We start from the raw sequence: 17,185 nt of genomic DNA, 5'->3' as shown, positions 1-17,185 counted from the left end.
ATTGGCTTAGTTACGGTTTGAGATGGGCGCTAATATCCGTATAAATATCAAGTGGATTGTTATGAGTGTTCTATTTTAAAAAAGTAATGATCACTTCAAGGCGAAGTGATCATTAATCGGGCTACATTACATCATTCGATTTCGAGCAAATCACGCGTCATGCGTTTAGAAATGTGTCAGCCGATAATACGGCGCGAATAGAATCCCGTGATGATAGCTAGGTATCACCTTGGGCCTGTTGTTTATGCTTTCTAACCCAGTTAGAAAGCAGTTTATCTGTAATCCCCAAAGATGCAGCAGCCTGCACTATTGAGTCGTTTTGTTCAATTGCCAGAGCAACAGCTTCTTGCTTAAATTCTACAGGTAATATTTATGCGTTCGTTTAGTCATATTCACCTCAATTAATAGGATTATAATCCTTTATTGAAGTGTCCGGCTAATTCAACCACAGTTGTTCTCAGCCGAGCAGCAGCGCTAGCAGGCTAAGGCAGATGAAATTAGAAACTCGGCGAGCATTTTTAACTGTTTGAAAAGTTATCATTTTTTCCAGTCGTGTAAATAAAGCGGTATATACCTAACTTGTTAACCAATTCGGTTATGTCCCATATTGTGTGGGAATATACTGGGAAATAAATTAATATCAATTGTGTTAATTTTCATGTTGATATATCTAATAATTATTCCTGTCGCATTCAAGGGAATGTATTGATTATCAGAAATACACCCTGTACCCTATATCGCAATGATTATCATTTGCGATTAATGACAGGGAGGGAGAAGTGAGTGTTTCTTCACACGTATTTCATCAGATAAATAACGCACTTCATAGAAAATCATCATACGACTCTCTCGCTTGGTATCAAATAGATTTACCTCAAGAGGAAGGAACAACCCAATTTCGATGCTTCCAGTTGTGTGAAGAAATAAGTTTTACTAAAAGTCTATGTCAGTTCAAAGAACCTTATCTATCAAAGATAGAATACCAGACCAATACAACCTTGCTCGTATTTGGCTTGCAAGGTAAAAATTACATGGGTTTTTGTCCATTAAAAATTAATAATTTCATCAAACCTGGTGATATCTGGCTTATAAATAGTCGAGATAATCCTCTTTATCGATACAGTCCTGCTGGTCATTTTAATGAAATGGCGGTATTAAAAATTTCCACCAAACGGCTTAAAGAGTTTTTCTTTGATAACGATAATGATGAAAAATTTAAAGCCATATTGGAAAATCCGATTGTTCGAATCGCCGCCCAACAACAAAATGAAAACTGGATTTCACCACTGCTTGAAAATCCTCTCAAAACACCTTTTGATCGAATGAAAGCCGAAGGCAAGGTACTTGAACTTATTGCGCATTGGTTATACCCATTAGCCTGTTTAGCATCGCAAAATCAGCATGAGAAAAATAGAGAACCTGATAATCAGATTGATAAAGCACGAATGATCTTAATTTCAGAGCTCATCAACCCACCGACCCTGGCCAAGATTGCGAAAAAAGTAGGTATGAGCCATACCCAACTCAATCGTTGTTTTAAAAAAACCTACGGTAAAACTGTTTTTAGCTGGTTACGGCAGTACAGGTTAGAACTCGCTATAACATATCTGGCTGATAAGCATCGAAACATCACAGATATCGCTTTTCAATGCGGGTTTAGTAGTACTAGCCACTTCATACAATTATTTCGTTTACAACAAGGAATAACGCCGGTTGTATACCGAAACCGTCTTTTTTCAAAAGGAGTTATTCATGACGACTAATATCATCAGTACCAAAAAAAAGTTCATGCTGCTTGCGTGTATTTTATTTGCTAATGCAGCTGCACACAGCTTGTTTTTAATCAGTTTTCCCGTTTATGGCCGCGCGATTGGTTTAACGGACATGCAAACAGGTTCTATCTTATCTATTTCAGCTTTGGCGATGATTTTTCTTTCCCCCTGGTGGGGCAAACGTATAGAAAAAACCGGCAGAATAAAAGCGATTCATGTCGGGATTATTAGTACTGCAGTTTTCTTGTTGCTTATCGGAATTTTATTCAATATAGAACGTAGCTGGGGCTTAAGTGCATCCGTGCTTTTTTGCTCTCTCATTGTGTTACGTTCATTACAAGCTGCTGGTGTTACTGGATTAATGCCAGCAGCTCAGGCTTATGTTGCCGATATTACTGATCGGCAGTCTCGGACATCGGGTATGGGCATGTTAGGGGCCACATTTGGTATCGGCAGTATTATCGGCGGCACCCTAGCGATGATCTCTGGTCAGGGGGGCTTCACAATAGCCTTATTCTCACTTGCGTTTTTAATGATAATAATTTTTCTGGCTGTCGGTAGAAAGTTACCAGAACAACGATGCATTCAACAAGCGAATAATCAAACTCACGACAGCATTGATTTAATCGCGGTATATCCCTATCTGTTGATCACTTTTTGCGTGCTACTGGCTTACGGTATGTTACAACAAATTACAGGTTTACGATTACAGGACGGCTTAGGTTATAACTCGTCAGATGCAATAAAAGGCACCGGAGCATTAATGAGCACGTCAATGGCCTTAATGGCATGTGTACAGGCTGTCATCTTTAAATCGTCAGTTAAACAGCCTGCCAGATTACTGATTATTGGTGCGCTAATTTCGGTACTGGGTTTTTATTTATTGTATGTTGGCTCAACGTTCCCGGTGTACCTCGCTGCAATGGCAATACTAGGCATTGGAATGGGGCTGATGCTTCCTGCTAATCTCGCTTTACTTAGTTTAAACAGTAACGAGAATAATCAAGCACGGATTGCCAGTATCAATAATATCGGCAAAGGATTAGGATTTGCGTCAGGCCCTTTATTGGGTGCTACCCTTTATCAGCAAACCTCAGACTTACCGATCGTTTTGGCGATGGGATTAGCTATTATCACGCTGATATTAAGCTTGATATCAGTGCTTCCAAAGTTTTTAAACGTATCTCATAAAACTTAGCTATATCGGGGTTCCTGATATTGGATCATGTCACAGCACTTTAATTTTGTAATCAGGGTAGGTGGGTGTTTTAATCCATCTACTTATGTTGATAGGTTAAATAATCAGCCACTGACAATGTATGTTAACGTTCGCTTCACGCTAGGGTAAACCACTGGGTTTGTTTGACATTGCTTGGGCAGATTTGATCAATCAATGGAACGACTAATGGCGCTGGCGGTGCTTAAGTTGCTGAAATGTATGGTGTATTCTGGTTGCGTTAACTGGTTGACGAATGATACTCCGATTTTGTTGTCGTAAAAGCGAGATCTGTCGTCCTATTAACGATGTATCGAAATGGGTATTACTATAAAAAGGCAATACCTTGGTTTGAATAAAGTCCTCAATGAAATCAATGCTTCTGCCTGAGGCCGTGTAATCGGTGTAAATCAGTGGTTTCACCCCAAATGGGGTGCGTATTGGATATTGATCACCTATCACTGATTTGTATAATAACTCTATGTTTAACGACATAAAAAATCTCCTGAAAGCGCCAATAAGTCATTTTGTGGCGGTGATGAATGACATTTCACCAAATGGGGTCGATAAGGTCTGTGATTGGATGTTGTGAAATTGATTAATGGATAAGGCGTATTCAATTTCACCGGCATGCAATGATAAAGAGCCGTTAGCCAGCTCAACGGGTAAGCGACCTATCACGTGAAATATCGGACCGGTTCGTTGTTCATTTAGTGCCTCATGAAAACTGACAAACAGCCCATTTGGTAATAAAGCATCATAAATTTTCTTAATGCATTGGGTTAAATTATTGGCGAAATAGAGTGACATAGCCGCCAGAATTAGACCGTATTGACCGCAAAAATCATCATGATTCATATCGCCGCTGACAAGGCGGATATTGCCAGTTAAAGTCGGTGAGTCCTGATCGAGCTGTTTTTTCAGTGCATTACAGCATGCAGGAAGATCGAACAGGCTAACCAAAGTTTCGGGCTTTGACAGAAAAATGTCTTGTGCTAACTGAATAGAACCGGCACCGAGATCTAAAATTGATGTAACACTTTGCCATTGATGTTGTTTTTTTAGCAATGGCAGTAAAATGCTATTTCGAATGCTTTTATGGAAGCAGCGCAGATCATTAATCGACTCTTCCCACACGTCGAAATCATGGTTATTAGCCTCAGGCTGAGATTTTTTTTCAAGACAGATTGCATCTGCTAAAAATGCGCTGTTCATTGACTTTACCTTGCCTAAATGGGACAAAGTTTCACCTAAATATTGCTCAGACCCGCTATTAAGGTAAGGTAAGTAAGAGTGCGCGACATGGTAGTGATCATCCTCTTTTACAAATATATTAAGGGCCGCCAAGGCATTGAGCAGCAGCTTTAATTTATGCGGACGAAGCTTGAGCCGACCCGCAATGACTTCTGCCCGCACGGGGCTGGTAAAGTGATCAAATAGTTTATTCTCGATCGAGAATTGCACCATCTGCCATCGAATTGGGCCTAACATTAAATCAAATAATTTGTGTTGCTCGGGTGTGCCTGTTATTAACTGATTCATGAGGGATTACCATTGATACTTGGCAGTTAGCGATATTGTGCGTTCTTGAGTATCTTCAACCACGACCCCGTTTGGGGTATTAATCGCGCGACTAAATACCGATTCATTAAAGATATTATTTGCAGCTAACGTGACAGTGACAGGATCGAATTGGTATGTCATCGTAAGATCAACAGCTTCATAAGAATCTTGTTCCAGCGTATTAGCGCTGTCAAAATAATAATTATCACTACCGCGTACGACCATTTGGGTTGTCATGGCTGATACTGGTTGATAATTGACTGTTAGTGCCCATGTGAAATCAGGAGTGTAAGGGAGTGAATTGTCTGATAAAATTTGTGTACCAGTCTGGCCGTTAAAAAATACCTGTGCGATGTGTTCTTTTGCTTCACCTTGTTGCCAGCCCAGATTCGCCAATATTGACCATTGGTTATTTAGGCGGGCGTTGATGCTGTATTCGATCCCGTAAATCTCAGCCTTAGCTGCATTGGATATTTTCTGAGTAAAACCAGGAAGAATATCGATCATTTGTTTATCTTTGATTTGATTGAAAAACACACTCAAATCACTGTTAATAGTTTGGTCTAGCCATTTACTTTTATAGCCAAACTCATACGAAGTAGTATGTTCATCTTCATAGGTAAATGTTTCTGCTGAAGTAGCCGAACTGTAATTAAAGCCGCCAGGTAAATAACCATTTGACCAAGAAAGATAAAGTAATGCATCTTGAGTTAGATGGTAAGTGGCGGTAATGGTTGGTAATACTTGAGTTTCGGATAGTTTTTCAGAGTAGGCTGCATTAACCATCATATTAGACAAAGATTGTTGGCCCTTTTGCGATATGCGTTCGACTCTAGCCCCCGCAGCCAGTGATAACTGAGAGTTAATTTGATACTGGGCATGGCCAAATCCTGCAAGGCCATGTTGCTCATTGCTAGATATTCTGCGCAATGATTGCATTCCCATCGTGAAATCAATATCGGTATCTTGTTGATAAAAATGGGTGCCGATTGACCATTTTAGGCGAGGGTCGCCAGTAGTCGCCAATCGGAACTCTTGCGATAACATCTTATCGTTAAAATCAGACAAGGTCGCAGGTATTGGAGCGGGCCCGGTATCTAGATCCATCACAAATTCTTGTGCATAGTCGGTATAACCGGTGATTGCCGTCAGTTTTTTATTGCCAAATTCGTGGTCAATGCGCAAGGATTGAATTGCACTTCGTTGTTGATCATCGGTTGGGGTACTGTAATTAACCGTGAATGCATCGGTAGCAAACTGGCCCGTTAAATAACGCATTTTTGCTCGACCACCGTCACTGTCTTGCCAGTGGCTGCGAAAGTTTATTTCAGTGTCGCTACCGAGGTAATAAGTTAGCGCACCGACAATGTTGAGCTTTTCGAGTTTATTTTCATCATTAGAGCGAGGGTACAAGTTGTAATAAGGGCTGTCAGCGCTTAAGTATTTCATATTTAACGAAGCAGCTATGTCATCAACCCCACCTGAAACGCCAGTCTCTACCTCATGTCCTGACACCCAACTATTACTGCCATCCGTTTGTAAGTAACGATATTGAGCCCATGCTTGAGTTTCAAAGCCCGGAGTTTTAGTTTGTACTTTTATAACACCTGCCTCGGTATTTCTGCCGTAGAAGCTACCTTGCGCGCCTTTGATAATTTCAATGGTGTCAATATTGAGCCAATCCGTTGCTTGTTTTACGCCCAAAGGCAATGACACATCGTCAAGCATATAGCCGACAGGAGTAGATGTACCGGTATCGAGCGAGGCATTACCACGAATAACTATACGTGGTTGAACCGATGAGTTTTCAATCGTGGTATTAGCGGTATATTGGATTAACCGCTCTATTTGATTCAATCCTGAGCCATTAATATCTTTTGAATCAACCACTTTTATACTGGCAGGAATATCTTGCAGCGATTCATTCCAATGACGTGCTTCTATTACAATTGTTTCTAAAGGGGTGCTTTGTTGGCCGCTGGCTACGACAGGAAGCAACAATAAACTTAAAGTGGTGTGAGTCCATTTCATGTTAAAAATCCAAGTGATAGATAAAGAAAGCATCACTATAGAGAGTTTGAAATGCTGTGATATCAAATGATGAACGCAACCCTATCAAATGCAGAACATCGATTGAGAGTGTTCGTAACTTGATATAAATCTGCTCGCAATTTTATATTTTTATTGTGATTTTTATTCTTAAATAACGGCTATTAAATCCAGTTACATCGCTGATGCATGAATAAACCAGAGGTTGTCGCCATTGTTATGACCTTATATCGGTTGTTTCAAGCCTTCGCTGTGATTTAAACGGAGATTTTATGAATAAACGGATAATGTATGAATAAACAAAAAATACCAATCTGGGGTTTAAGCGTCTTACTTGTCGTGGTAATGGCGCTACCAGTATTAATTCTTTATGCCGTAGGCGCATTGGCTACTTATATGGTGGCGGATTCAATTTTAGATACAAAAATGTTGAGTGGATTCACTCTTAGTGCTTTTGGCGTTGCTGCAATACTGTCTTTAAAGGCGGGGAAATGGGTGAAAAGTATTGGGGTCAAGCGTTCGCTTTATTTGCATTTTGTGGCTGTCGCTGTCGGATTTTTCTGCCTAGTGAGATCTGACAGTTTCATTTTAATGATTGTATCTGTTGCCATCTGCGGCATTTCACTGGCAATGTCTAACCCATTAACAAACCAAATTATTATTTTGCAAGTTCCTACAAAAAGCAAAGCCGCTATGGTGGGATTTAAGCAAGCAGGGGTACAAATGTCGGCTCTGGTTGCTGGGATGATATTTCCTTTACTTGCACAGCAATGGGGCTGGCGCACTGCATTTTCTTGCGTTATTCCCGTTAGTATTATTATGTTAATCGTGGCATTTTTATTTGATTGGGAAACAACTAAGACCAGTGCAGCTAAAGTGGTTCGTCAAGCGAAGTTTAACTCTCATATCGGCACATTAATGATGATGCAAGCTTGTGCTGGGCTGTTTTTAGCGCCTTTTATTACTTTTGTTCCAAGTTTTGCCGTTGAACAAGGAATGTCAGTTGACGACGCGGCATTTTTGATCACTGTATTTGGCTTGATGGGGATCTTCTCTCGGATGTTTATGACGTCGTTATCAACTAAATTTGATAGTGAGGCAGGCTTAATTTTGGTTTTGATTATTATTGCCGCCACGGCTGTGATACTGACATTTACGGCTACCGAAGCAACAATTTGGCAAATTTATGCCGGAGTGATCGGAGTTGGAGCCACTATCGTGGCGACAAACGCATTAGCGATGGCAATGATTATGCGACATGACTGTTTTGGTGATGTGCCCTATGCATCGGGGCTTGTGTCTGCGGCGTTCTTCACTGGCTTAGCCCTTGGGCCATTGCTATTCCAATTAACTAAAAGCCTTATTTTGTCGTCTTATTCAGGCTTGGGATTTATGTTAGCGGTATTGTTGCTGTTTGCGGTAAGTGTGATTAGCCTAAGCATTCCGGCTCAGGAATTACAGGAAGTATCCAAATGAATGATTCGACCTTTGGTTTGTTAGCCTTTAGTAATTTTACCCCTAACATGCTTTTTGGTATCACTGTGGCGTCTGGTTTAATGTTGGCTTTGGTCATTGATTTAGTTTTACTACCAGCGCTGATATATTTTATCGACGCGCGTCGCTCTATTTTATTGACGAGTAAAAATTATGCTTAATGTAATCGTTATAATGGTGTTATGCAGTTTAGTGCTGCTCAATGTATTAATCATTATTACAGTGTCTAGTAAGGTGAGCTTTTGGCCGCCAGTGCAATCTAAATTTAAATTGGTAATTAACTGGGTACCTACTGTTATTTTTATGGGTGGAATAGCCGTTATTGGGCTGTTAGATTGGAATTCTTATAAGTTCGATTATCTGATCTTAAAGTTATTAGGCTCAGGCTTGATTGTCGTCGGTCTTTATATTGCAATTAAAGGACTGTTTACTTTTAAGATCATGAAAACACTTGGGGTATCTCAAGATGGATTACAAAATTCCGGTATTTACAGCTTAACCAGAAATCCACAATATGTGGGTGATATCATCTGGCTGATCGGGTATTTATTATTAACAAACTCGTTCTTTTTGTGTTTTTTAATCCCGCTTGCTATCGGGTGGTTTTTATTGGCTCCTCGAGCTGAAGAGCCGATGTTACTGAAGCTTTATCAGCAAGATTATGTCGATTACAGCCAAAGCACGCCGAGGTTTTTGAGTTACGCTTGTACCGCGAGATATTTACGAAATAACCATAAAATATTGAGCGTTTAAACGATGGTAACAAGCTATAAGCTTGTTAATGAATATCTCGTAAATAACAATTGAGACTTATTAAGTACGGAGCTGAGTATTAAAGTTTCGCTATGAAAATTGTGAAAATTATAGCCTTTGTTGCTAGCTAGCTTGAAATGTCGACGATTCGCAAAATGAACTAGTAATAAACAGGTCATTGTTATATTCTATAAGTGTTTAATTTATCTATACTAAATACTTGTTTTGACGGAATGTTGAACGGCCAAGGTTGTGCTGATAATGTAAGTGGATCTTTGGTGAGGCATAGCAATGAGGAGGCTGTTATCAAAGAAGTTATTGGAAATATTTACGAAACAAATAAAATGTTATTAGAAATTAGTGATGACGTTGTGACTAAATTTTTTAAGCCAAGTTCTGGCTATAAAAATCGCTATCGACAGGAAAAAGAGGCTTTATTGCGAATGGAGCATGTCGATAATGTCCCACGCTTAATTAAGGCTAAAGATCTAAATACGACGCTATTTATGTCACGCCTGCCGGGTCGTAGTGTGACCGAGCTTAGTGAAATAAATTTATCTGACCTGACTAAGATTGTAACGCAGATGTTAGCAGCGGGGGTTGCACGCCATTCAATGCCAATCCGCGATATCTTGGTTGACGAACAAGGCTTGTTAAGTTTAGTGGATTTTGAGCGTTCAACCCTGCGTTATCAAACGTGGCGACCTGATTGGATTATTGCTAAAAAAGTTACGCAGTACCATTTATCACGATTAATTAGCGAACATCAACCACAGTTGCTATCGGCTGAGCAGCAGCGCCAACTCGATAAAGCGAATAAAATTAGAAACTCTCTGAGTATTTTTAAACGTTTGAGAACTCATTTTCGCCAGTCACGTAAATAACCTAACTTTCGGATAACCTAGGCACCGGATAAGTGAATTTTCCCAATGACGAGTCATATTCATGGCTCGTTCTGCCCAATTTTCTCGCATCAACTTCATAATTAAATATTATCAAAACTATAATTAATGATAATTTTATTTGTATTTCATTTGGCTGTAAATTGTATTTGATCACCTCATCAGTAAACCACACGGTTTATTAGAGATTATTACGGAGCAAAGGCCAGCTATGAAGTTTTTACACACGATGTTAAGAGTCTGTGATCTTGATAAATCAATTGAATTTTATACCCAGGTACTGGGAATGACGGTACTGGAAACAACAGACAACGTGCAATATCGCTATACCTTGGTGTTTGTCGGTTATGTTGATCAAATTGACGGTACCACGATTGAGTTGACCTACAATTGGGATACCACTCAGTACGAGCATGGCAATGCGTTTGGTCACCTCGCCTTGGGAGTCGATGATATTTACGCGACCTGTGACAAAATTAAAGCACTTGGTGCCAACATCACGCGTCAACCTGGCCCAGTTAAAGGCGGATCAACCCATATTGCCTTTATTACCGACCCAGACGGCTATCAAATTGAACTTATCCAGACTCGCTAATTAGTAGGAAATACCAATGAACAATACACTGTTTCAACCCATGCAGCTGGGTACGCTTACGTTAAAAAATCGGATCGTGATGCCTCCAATGACTCGCTCGCGCGCAAGCCAGCCGGGCAATGTTGCCAACCAAATGATGGCCGATTATTATGCGCAGCGCGCATCTGCTGGTTTGATTGTAGCCGAGGGCACTCAAATTTCGGCCTTAGGTCAAGGCTACGCATGGACGCCTGGCATATATAGCCCAGCGCAAATAGCAGGATGGCGCAAAGTAACGGCGGCGGTTCACGCCAATGCTGGGGTGATTTTTGCGCAGCTGTGGCATGTGGGTCGGGTTACTCATCCTGATAACATTGGCGGCGAACAGCCTATTTCGTCGTGTGCAAAAAGCGCTGAAAATGTAAAAGTATTTATTGATAATGGTACTGACGAACCTGGTTTTGTCGACGTGGTTACACCGCGAGCGATGACCAAATCAGATATTAAAGATGTTATTGGCCAATACCGCCAAGCGGCATTAAATGCAGTTGCTGCAGGATTTGATGGCATTGAGTTACACGCCGCTAATGGTTATTTAATTAATCAGTTTATTGATTCTAAGGCCAATGATCGCACTGACGAGTATGGTGGCTCGGTTGAAAATAGACTACGTTTTTTGAGCGAAGTGGTGACAGCTGTGGTCGACGCCATTGGCGCTGACCGTGTTGGCGTGCGTCTGGCACCCTTTACCTCACTTAATGGCACAGTAGATGCTACGCCAGCAATAACCTATGCCGCGGCAGCAGCGCTACTAAACCGTCATAAGGTCGTTTATATTCACATTGCTGAAGTCGACTGGGATGATGCACCTGACACCCCTAAAGCCTTTAAGTCTGCGGTTCGTGAAGTATATCAAGGCGTGATAATTTATGCGGGTCGTTACAACGACGACAAAGCGGCACAGGCAATCGATACGGGAGTCGCAGATATGATCGGTTTTGGACGACCTTTTATCGCCAATCCTGATCTACCTAATCGGATTAAAAATAATTACCCGCTGGCGTCGCACAATCCTGACACATTGTTTGGTGGGGCAGAGCAGGGACTAACTGACTACCCAGATTACAGCGCGAATTAATCGATAATTTTGATATCCGTATTTATTAATAAAGCGCTTGCCCGAGTGCTAGTTAACACTCGGGCATATTTGTTCACGTTATCGATGCGGCGATATAGCGCTAAGATGTTGGGTATAAGCAGTTAAGTAGCTTGTTCAACTCATGCTGATTGTTGTATATGTGCGGCGAAAATCGTGCACCATCAATACGTTGATCAAACAATATCCCTTGTGTTTGCAACCGATTTATAAAACTCGCTTGCCCCTGACCCATATCAATAATAGTGGTACCACCGCTACGCGCTACATCGCGCGGGCTAACAAGATGCTCAGCGTGCAACGCTTGCCATAGTTGACCATTTAAATCGCGGTTGTGCGCATAGATTTTATCTAGACCTATCGCCAAGGTGTTGTTAATGCTGTTAGCAGCCAGACAGTAGGGCAGCACTGAAGGGGTTCCACCCCAAAATCGCAGGGCGCTAGGGTGGTAACTAAAGTGCTCAATATCAAATTGAAACGGATCTTGATGGGAAAACCACCCGACATCTATCGGATTACAACGCGCTACATTTTCGCGTTTTAGCCATAAAAACCCCGCGCCGGGGCCGCCGCAAAGCCATTTTACGCACGAACCCAGTATAAAGTCAGCATCCCAAACTTGGCAGTCAATCGGCATTACGCCAACTGACTGCGCAATATCTACGATGGTGACAATACCGGCGCTGCGGGCCATTTTACAAATTGGCGCGATATCTAGCCGACAGCCGCTATTGGAGTAAACATGGCTCAGTAACACTAAACCGACATCTGCGGTGAAAACTCGTTGCCACGCTTGATTATCATGGACATTAAAATTGTCATCGAGCAGACGTAGCTGATAACCCAATCGCTCGGCTTGTCTGGCGACAAAAACCATACTGGGGAAATCACGTTTAGACATCAAAATTATCGGGCGCTTAGGATCAAACGGTAGCGCCTGTAATATTTTGGTATAGGCGCTCGACAAATTGACCTGTGGACACAGCAAATCGGTTTCGGTATTGAGCAGTTTAGCCAGTGCTAAAGTAAAGCCTTCTATCGCTGTTAACCAGTGTGGCCAAACTTGCTCTGGGGTTTGCGCCCAAGGCGTGAGCATTGCTTCGTTGAGCGCCGCTTGCGTCGTTTTAGGTTGCAGCCCAACTGAGTGACTTAAAAAGTAATTGTCGGTAACGTGAAAGCGTGATCTCATATTGACTCCACACTGGCTTTAATTCGCTGAACATCTGTGTATCGGGTGGGTATATCATCTCGTGGTGCAGCCAATCGTAGATCTCGCAATGTTTCCAGCGAACGCAGCAACACGTCCAACGGCGGACCACTGGCCGTTAATTTATCCATGTGCTGCTCGTTGAGCGATTGAGCGGGTCTGGTGATGAACTTATCAACTAATTGATTGTGGTGCTGGCTGGCTGTGCGACCATGCATTTTGCAAACTTTTAAGAAAAGGCCCACAAACTGCTGATACCAATCACAGTGGTGTAATGCTGTTGGTGTCTCAATAATCTGGTCCATTAAGCTTTTCCTGCGCATACAATCCATTAATCGGCTTTGATCCTCGGGCATCATATAGAGCATTTTATCGACCAACAGCTGCGAGTAGTAGGGATGATCGGCACGGCATAAACCCAGCATCATATCGATAATATTAATCCCAGAAAAGTCGCCAGCATTGGCGCCGCGATAAATATGCTGTCCAACCCGATAAGATTTGTAATAGGGCCTTATTTGATAGAAGAATGCGTCAACGTCTAATTGGCCGAACAGGGTTGAGTTATACGAGAGCACGTCTTTTAGCGCATCGTTGGCCGCGATTAATAAATCGGCGGCCGCAGGGTTAGAGATACCTAACGGTATAATCCGAAAGAGTGCATCAGCTGCTCTTTTATAAGCGAGCACTGCGCGATTGTTATAATCATTGAAAATGTATTCGTCATTAAGCGAGGTGAAACTTTTTGCCACGCCATTGATAGCGCGGTTATGCGTGGTTAAATGGGCGGTGGCAAAACGCGGTGTTACGCCGAGCGAAGCACCCAATTGCAAAGCCAGTGCTGACGCTTCAACGAGCGGTGAGCTGACTTCTCTGCTCGGCTCGGTGATATCGTGACGGCGACAAGCGGCCATATAAAAACCAACATTACCTAATAAATCAAAACCTGCATCAAAGCCTTCATCGGTATTGCCCTCAGTGAGCAGTGCCTTTATTAAATTTGTGCCCTGCGTTTGCAAAGTGGTCTTTATTTCATCACCGACACCAGTGACATTAGCGCGATCGGTCTGTTGAATATACAGCTGTTCTAACGCGGTATTCATCTGGACAAATTCTGTGCGGATCCATAAATCAAATCGTTCAACATTGGCGGTCATTATTGCTGTCCCTTTATCCGATGGCCCGCTGGAATTAAGTTGGGCATAAAATAAACAATAACAGGTTTGTTTGCTGATACAAGCGGTTGGGGCAAGAGTGAGCAAGCCGTAACACAAGGCGTTGGTAAAATTCGAGATGTCTATTGATGAGAATAGGCGGTTTAAAATTGATTAATGGTCGCTAATCACGGCTTGTAATAAGGCTTATTGTTATTATGCTGGGCGTAGAAAAAATAGACAGCTGATAGGAGCGGTAGAGAGTGGTTAACGGATTACCGCTCGAACTAATCAATAACTTGCTAGCATGTACGTTATGCCCGCTAGCCAAGACTAGGGGCATAATAGATAACGAGGTTAAGATTGCTGCTTTAATACGTTATCGATGTCGGCGGCGCTGTGGCGTTCAAGTAATTGTTCTGACTCTTCGCCCCATGCTCGGTTAACCACAATGCCGCGTTTTACCGCATTACGTTGTGATATTTCAGTGGCCCAGCGAAGTAAATTAGGGTAACTGGCGACATCAAGAAACTCACTAGCTTCATAGAGTTTACCAAGCACCAAATTGCCATACCACGGCCAAATGGCCATGTCAGCAATGCTGTATTGGTCGCCAGCAATAAATGGGTTGTTGGCCAGCTGTTTGTCTAACACGTCAAGTTGGCGTTTTGCTTCCATTGAAAAACGATTAATTGGGTATTCAAATTTTTCAGGTGCGTACGCATAGAAATGACCAAATCCGCCGCCAAGGTAAGGTGCAGAGCCTTGCAGCCAAAACAACCAATTCATCACTTGGGTGCGAGAGTTGAGATCTTGCGGTAAAAAATGGCCAAATTTCTCGGCCAAATATAGCAAAATAGCCCCTGATTCGAATACATTAATCGGGGTGTCTGTTGAACGATCGACCAAGGCCGGAATTTTAGAGTTTGGGTTTACCCCAACAAAGCCAGAAGAGAACTGATCGGCATCACCAATTTTAATTAAATAAGCATCATACTCAGCGTCACTAACACCAAGGGCTAGCAGCTCTTCTAACATGATGGTTACTTTTTGGCCGTTAGGGGTCGCCAGAGAATAAAGCTGCAATGGATGAGAACCAACGCTCAGATCTTGTTGATGCCTCGCGCCAGAATCAGGGCGGTTAATACTCGCCCATTCACCGCCATTTTCGCTATCCATGGTCCAAACTTTAGGTGGTACATACTGATTGTCCATTTTGTTTCCTCGTTGGTGTCGTGTTACGCAGATTCAGTCTAGCTGATTATCTTTTGATTTTTTAGCCAATTTGGCCGTTATCATAATGATCTATATGGGGGCAATTTATTAAAATAGAAGATTGGTATTAAGAGTCATTGATAAAAATAGTGAGGATTAAACATAAAACGGCATGTTTTCCGCCCAAATGAGTGAAAAACATGCCGTTTTTTATTAGTTACTGCTCGCTTAATCAGTAAATGTATAGGTTAGGGTGCCGCCACTGTAGGTGCCAGATTGGTATAAACCGTCTTCTTGGCTGCCTGTTGAGCTGCCGCCAAAGTATAGGTCATAGCTTTCTTCATTAGTTAACTGTGGTGAAGAGAACACCAGCGATTGGTAATTTTTCTCTGGTGCAAAGGTCAGCAGTTCAGCGCCATCATTATCGATAATCGAGACAAGTTGGCCAGCCGACTGGGTGCCAAACGTAACGCCAAGCCAGCGCTGGCTTGAGTCTGAACTAGGCGCCTGAACCATACCAGAGCTGCCAACAGCAACGAGCAAACCACCAGAAATGTCAAATGTGCCATCGTAATCAAGGGGGCCATTCATGTTCTCGGTTGGGCCATTAACTATCACAGTACCGCCAGTCATCTCGATATTGCCATTAGAGTCTAAGCCATCGCCACTGGCGTTAACGACAGTATAGCCATCATTTATTTGCAAATAATAATCGCTATTACCACTACTTTGTCCACCCGGTGTGAAACCAGAAGCATCGGTACCACCTGCGATATTTATACCGTCATCGCTGGCGATTAAACGGATCTGCCCGCCATTAATAATAACGACACCACTTTCTATTCCCTCGTAAGACTTGGAAATATTAATATCGCCGTCGTTAATTATGATCTTGGCATCGGCGTGAATTGCGTCATCACCCGCGGCTATCGCAAAACTGGCTCCATTGATCGTAATACCGTTATTGGAGTGGATGGCATCGTCTGCAGAATCGATGGTAAAGCTACCATCGTCGATAAAGATATTAACGGTCGCTTTTAACCCTTTTGCTGAGGCGTCACTAGCAAGACTTTCATTGTTGCCGCTACCAGATGTCAGCGTAAAACTACCATTGCTGATTTGAATATTGGACTTAGCTTGAATTGCATTAGCCGCCGATGTTATCTCAAAGGTGCCTGCAGAAATTGAAATATAACCTTTATCGGCATTTTCATTGTCAGATTTAAAGCCATCACCTTGGGCATCAACGGTGATATTACCATCATTGATAATCAGGTAGTCTTTGCCACGAATAGCATCGTCTTGAGCAACGACGGTTATATTGCCGTTGTTAATAATTAAGCCGTCTTTACTGGTGATACCATCATTGAAGTTGGCGTTAACGGTTAAAGAGCCTGTTCCGGTAATGGTTAAATCATCTTTACTAAACAACGCGGCATTAGGCTCATCGTCATCACCCTCAAAGAGATAATCGCTCGCATCCGTTAGCGTGTTATAAGTGCCTGCACTGAGAATAATAATAGCTTTTTCGGCGCTTTTGACATAAATCGGGGCATTTGACTCGTTGGTGATATCAGCATTATCTAAAATCAATCGGACAACGTCTTCATCGTCGGTATCGACAATAACTTGGCCGTTGTATAAAGAACCTGTTAAGCGGTAAGTACCAGCAGAGGTTATTTCCAAAATGCTGCCATTGGCCGTGGCACCAGTGCCATCAATAGTGATTGAATCACCCGCAAACTCGATCAGTACTTCGTTATTACTATCCCATTGATAATCAGTAGCCTGTTCGTGACCCGCTGGCGTGATAAAGTAATCTGTTGCAGATACCGTTTGCTGTTCTGAATCAGCGCTTTGATCATTGGCAGCGTCGTCAGTACTGCTAACGTCGGAGCTCTCATTAGTACTGTCAGTGGTCGTTACGCCTTCGTTGGTGGATGTTTGTTCATCACTTGCGCCACACGAAGCAAGACCTGTAACCAGACTTAGTTGGGTGACTAACAATAAAATAGCTTTTGTTTTCATTGGTATCCTCTAGATAAAGGTAAATTTCATAGAGGTTATAACAAGTCACTCGATAAGTAATATCAACGGGAGTAAAAACACAAATAATACACATTTGCATCT

Annotated in this window: 16 protein-coding genes; 8 read left to right on the top strand and 8 right to left on the bottom strand. The window is 42.2% G+C overall.

The features are described from left to right. Nucleotides 1-217: 217 nt before the first annotated feature. Nucleotides 218-370, bottom strand: coding sequence for a transposase (locus HRU23_17460; protein ID NRA55929.1), 153 nt, complete (start codon nucleotides 368-370; stop codon nucleotides 218-220). 409 nt (nucleotides 371-779) lie between these two features. Here HRU23_17460 and HRU23_17455 point away from each other — a divergent pair, with 409 nt between their 5' ends. Then, nucleotides 780-1,763 (top strand): helix-turn-helix transcriptional regulator, encoded by a 984-nt coding sequence (locus HRU23_17455; GenBank protein NRA55928.1) that lies wholly within the window; start codon nucleotides 780-782, stop codon nucleotides 1,761-1,763. Further along, on the top strand, nucleotides 1,753-2,970 hold the full coding sequence (locus HRU23_17450) for an MFS transporter (protein NRA55927.1): 1,218 nt from the start codon (nucleotides 1,753-1,755) through the stop codon (nucleotides 2,968-2,970). The genes HRU23_17455 and HRU23_17450 overlap by 11 nt, the downstream gene beginning before the upstream one ends. Before the next feature lie 204 nt (nucleotides 2,971-3,174). Here the strand turns inward: HRU23_17450 and HRU23_17445 are convergent, their stop codons facing one another. The 3 genes from HRU23_17445 to HRU23_17435 are packed head-to-tail and all read right to left on the bottom strand — an operon-like array spanning nucleotide 3,175 to nucleotide 6,582. Next, the gene (locus tag HRU23_17445; GenBank protein NRA55926.1) at nucleotides 3,175-3,483 is read right to left on the bottom strand and encodes a hypothetical protein; all 309 of its coding nucleotides are present in this window, start codon (nucleotides 3,481-3,483) and stop codon (nucleotides 3,175-3,177) included. Nucleotides 3,484-3,510: 27 nt separating this feature from the next. Further along, nucleotides 3,511-4,530 carry a class I SAM-dependent methyltransferase gene (locus HRU23_17440; protein NRA55925.1) on the bottom strand — a complete coding sequence of 340 codons (1,020 nt, stop codon included), beginning with the start codon at nucleotides 4,528-4,530 and terminating at the stop codon, nucleotides 3,511-3,513. 6 nt (nucleotides 4,531-4,536) lie between these two features. Continuing rightward, nucleotides 4,537-6,582, bottom strand: a complete 2,046-nt coding sequence (locus HRU23_17435) for a TonB-dependent receptor (GenBank protein ID NRA55924.1) — start codon at nucleotides 6,580-6,582, stop codon at nucleotides 4,537-4,539. Between the two features lie 309 nt (nucleotides 6,583-6,891). On the opposite strand from HRU23_17435, the gene HRU23_17430 reads away from it, so the two are divergent. From HRU23_17430 to HRU23_17405, 6 genes are all read left to right on the top strand, one after another. Next, nucleotides 6,892-8,076, top strand: a complete 1,185-nt coding sequence (locus HRU23_17430; GenBank protein NRA55923.1) for an MFS transporter — start codon at nucleotides 6,892-6,894, stop codon at nucleotides 8,074-8,076. Next, nucleotides 8,073-8,255 (top strand): hypothetical protein, encoded by a 183-nt coding sequence (locus HRU23_17425; protein NRA55922.1) that lies wholly within the window; start codon nucleotides 8,073-8,075, stop codon nucleotides 8,253-8,255. The genes HRU23_17430 and HRU23_17425 overlap by 4 nt, the downstream gene beginning before the upstream one ends. Continuing rightward, nucleotides 8,248-8,847: a DUF1295 domain-containing protein gene (locus HRU23_17420; GenBank protein NRA55921.1), complete on the top strand. Its 600-nt coding sequence runs from the start codon at nucleotides 8,248-8,250 to the stop codon at nucleotides 8,845-8,847. The genes HRU23_17425 and HRU23_17420 overlap by 8 nt, the downstream gene beginning before the upstream one ends. Before the next feature lie 344 nt (nucleotides 8,848-9,191). Further along, complete coding sequence (locus HRU23_17415) at nucleotides 9,192-9,731, top strand: hypothetical protein (protein NRA55920.1); 540 nt, start codon at nucleotides 9,192-9,194, stop codon at nucleotides 9,729-9,731. A 229-nt stretch (nucleotides 9,732-9,960) separates the two neighbouring features. Next, nucleotides 9,961-10,344 carry a lactoylglutathione lyase gene (gene gloA, locus HRU23_17410; GenBank protein ID NRA55919.1) on the top strand — a complete coding sequence of 128 codons (384 nt, stop codon included), beginning with the start codon at nucleotides 9,961-9,963 and terminating at the stop codon, nucleotides 10,342-10,344. Nucleotides 10,345-10,360: 16 nt separating this feature from the next. Further along, complete coding sequence (locus HRU23_17405; protein ID NRA55918.1) at nucleotides 10,361-11,461, top strand: alkene reductase; 1,101 nt, start codon at nucleotides 10,361-10,363, stop codon at nucleotides 11,459-11,461. Nucleotides 11,462-11,561: 100 nt separating this feature from the next. On the opposite strand, the gene HRU23_17400 is transcribed toward HRU23_17405, so the two are convergent. The 4 genes from HRU23_17400 to HRU23_17385 all read right to left on the bottom strand — a co-directional run bounded on the left by HRU23_17400 (nucleotide 11,562) and on the right by HRU23_17385 (nucleotide 17,083). After that, entirely contained in the window at nucleotides 11,562-12,668 is a 1,107-nt protein-coding gene (locus HRU23_17400; GenBank protein ID NRA55917.1) for an aminotransferase class V-fold PLP-dependent enzyme, read from the bottom strand. Continuing rightward, nucleotides 12,665-13,843: a DUF1864 family protein gene (locus HRU23_17395; protein NRA55916.1), complete on the bottom strand. Its 1,179-nt coding sequence runs from the start codon at nucleotides 13,841-13,843 to the stop codon at nucleotides 12,665-12,667. The genes HRU23_17400 and HRU23_17395 overlap by 4 nt, the downstream gene beginning before the upstream one ends. A 354-nt stretch (nucleotides 13,844-14,197) precedes the next feature. Continuing rightward, the gene (yghU, locus tag HRU23_17390) at nucleotides 14,198-15,055 is read right to left on the bottom strand and encodes a glutathione-dependent disulfide-bond oxidoreductase (protein NRA55915.1); all 858 of its coding nucleotides are present in this window, start codon (nucleotides 15,053-15,055) and stop codon (nucleotides 14,198-14,200) included. A gap of 228 nt (nucleotides 15,056-15,283) precedes the next feature. Beyond that, the gene (locus HRU23_17385) at nucleotides 15,284-17,083 is read right to left on the bottom strand and encodes a carbohydrate-binding domain-containing protein (protein ID NRA55914.1); all 1,800 of its coding nucleotides are present in this window, start codon (nucleotides 17,081-17,083) and stop codon (nucleotides 15,284-15,286) included. Between the last annotated feature and the right edge of the window lie 102 nt (nucleotides 17,084-17,185).

Source organism: Gammaproteobacteria bacterium, from assembly GCA_013214945.1.
In the GTDB taxonomy this organism is placed as follows: domain Bacteria; phylum Pseudomonadota; class Gammaproteobacteria; order Enterobacterales; family Psychrobiaceae; genus Psychrobium.
This window is presented reverse-complemented; position numbering and strand designations above follow the sequence as displayed.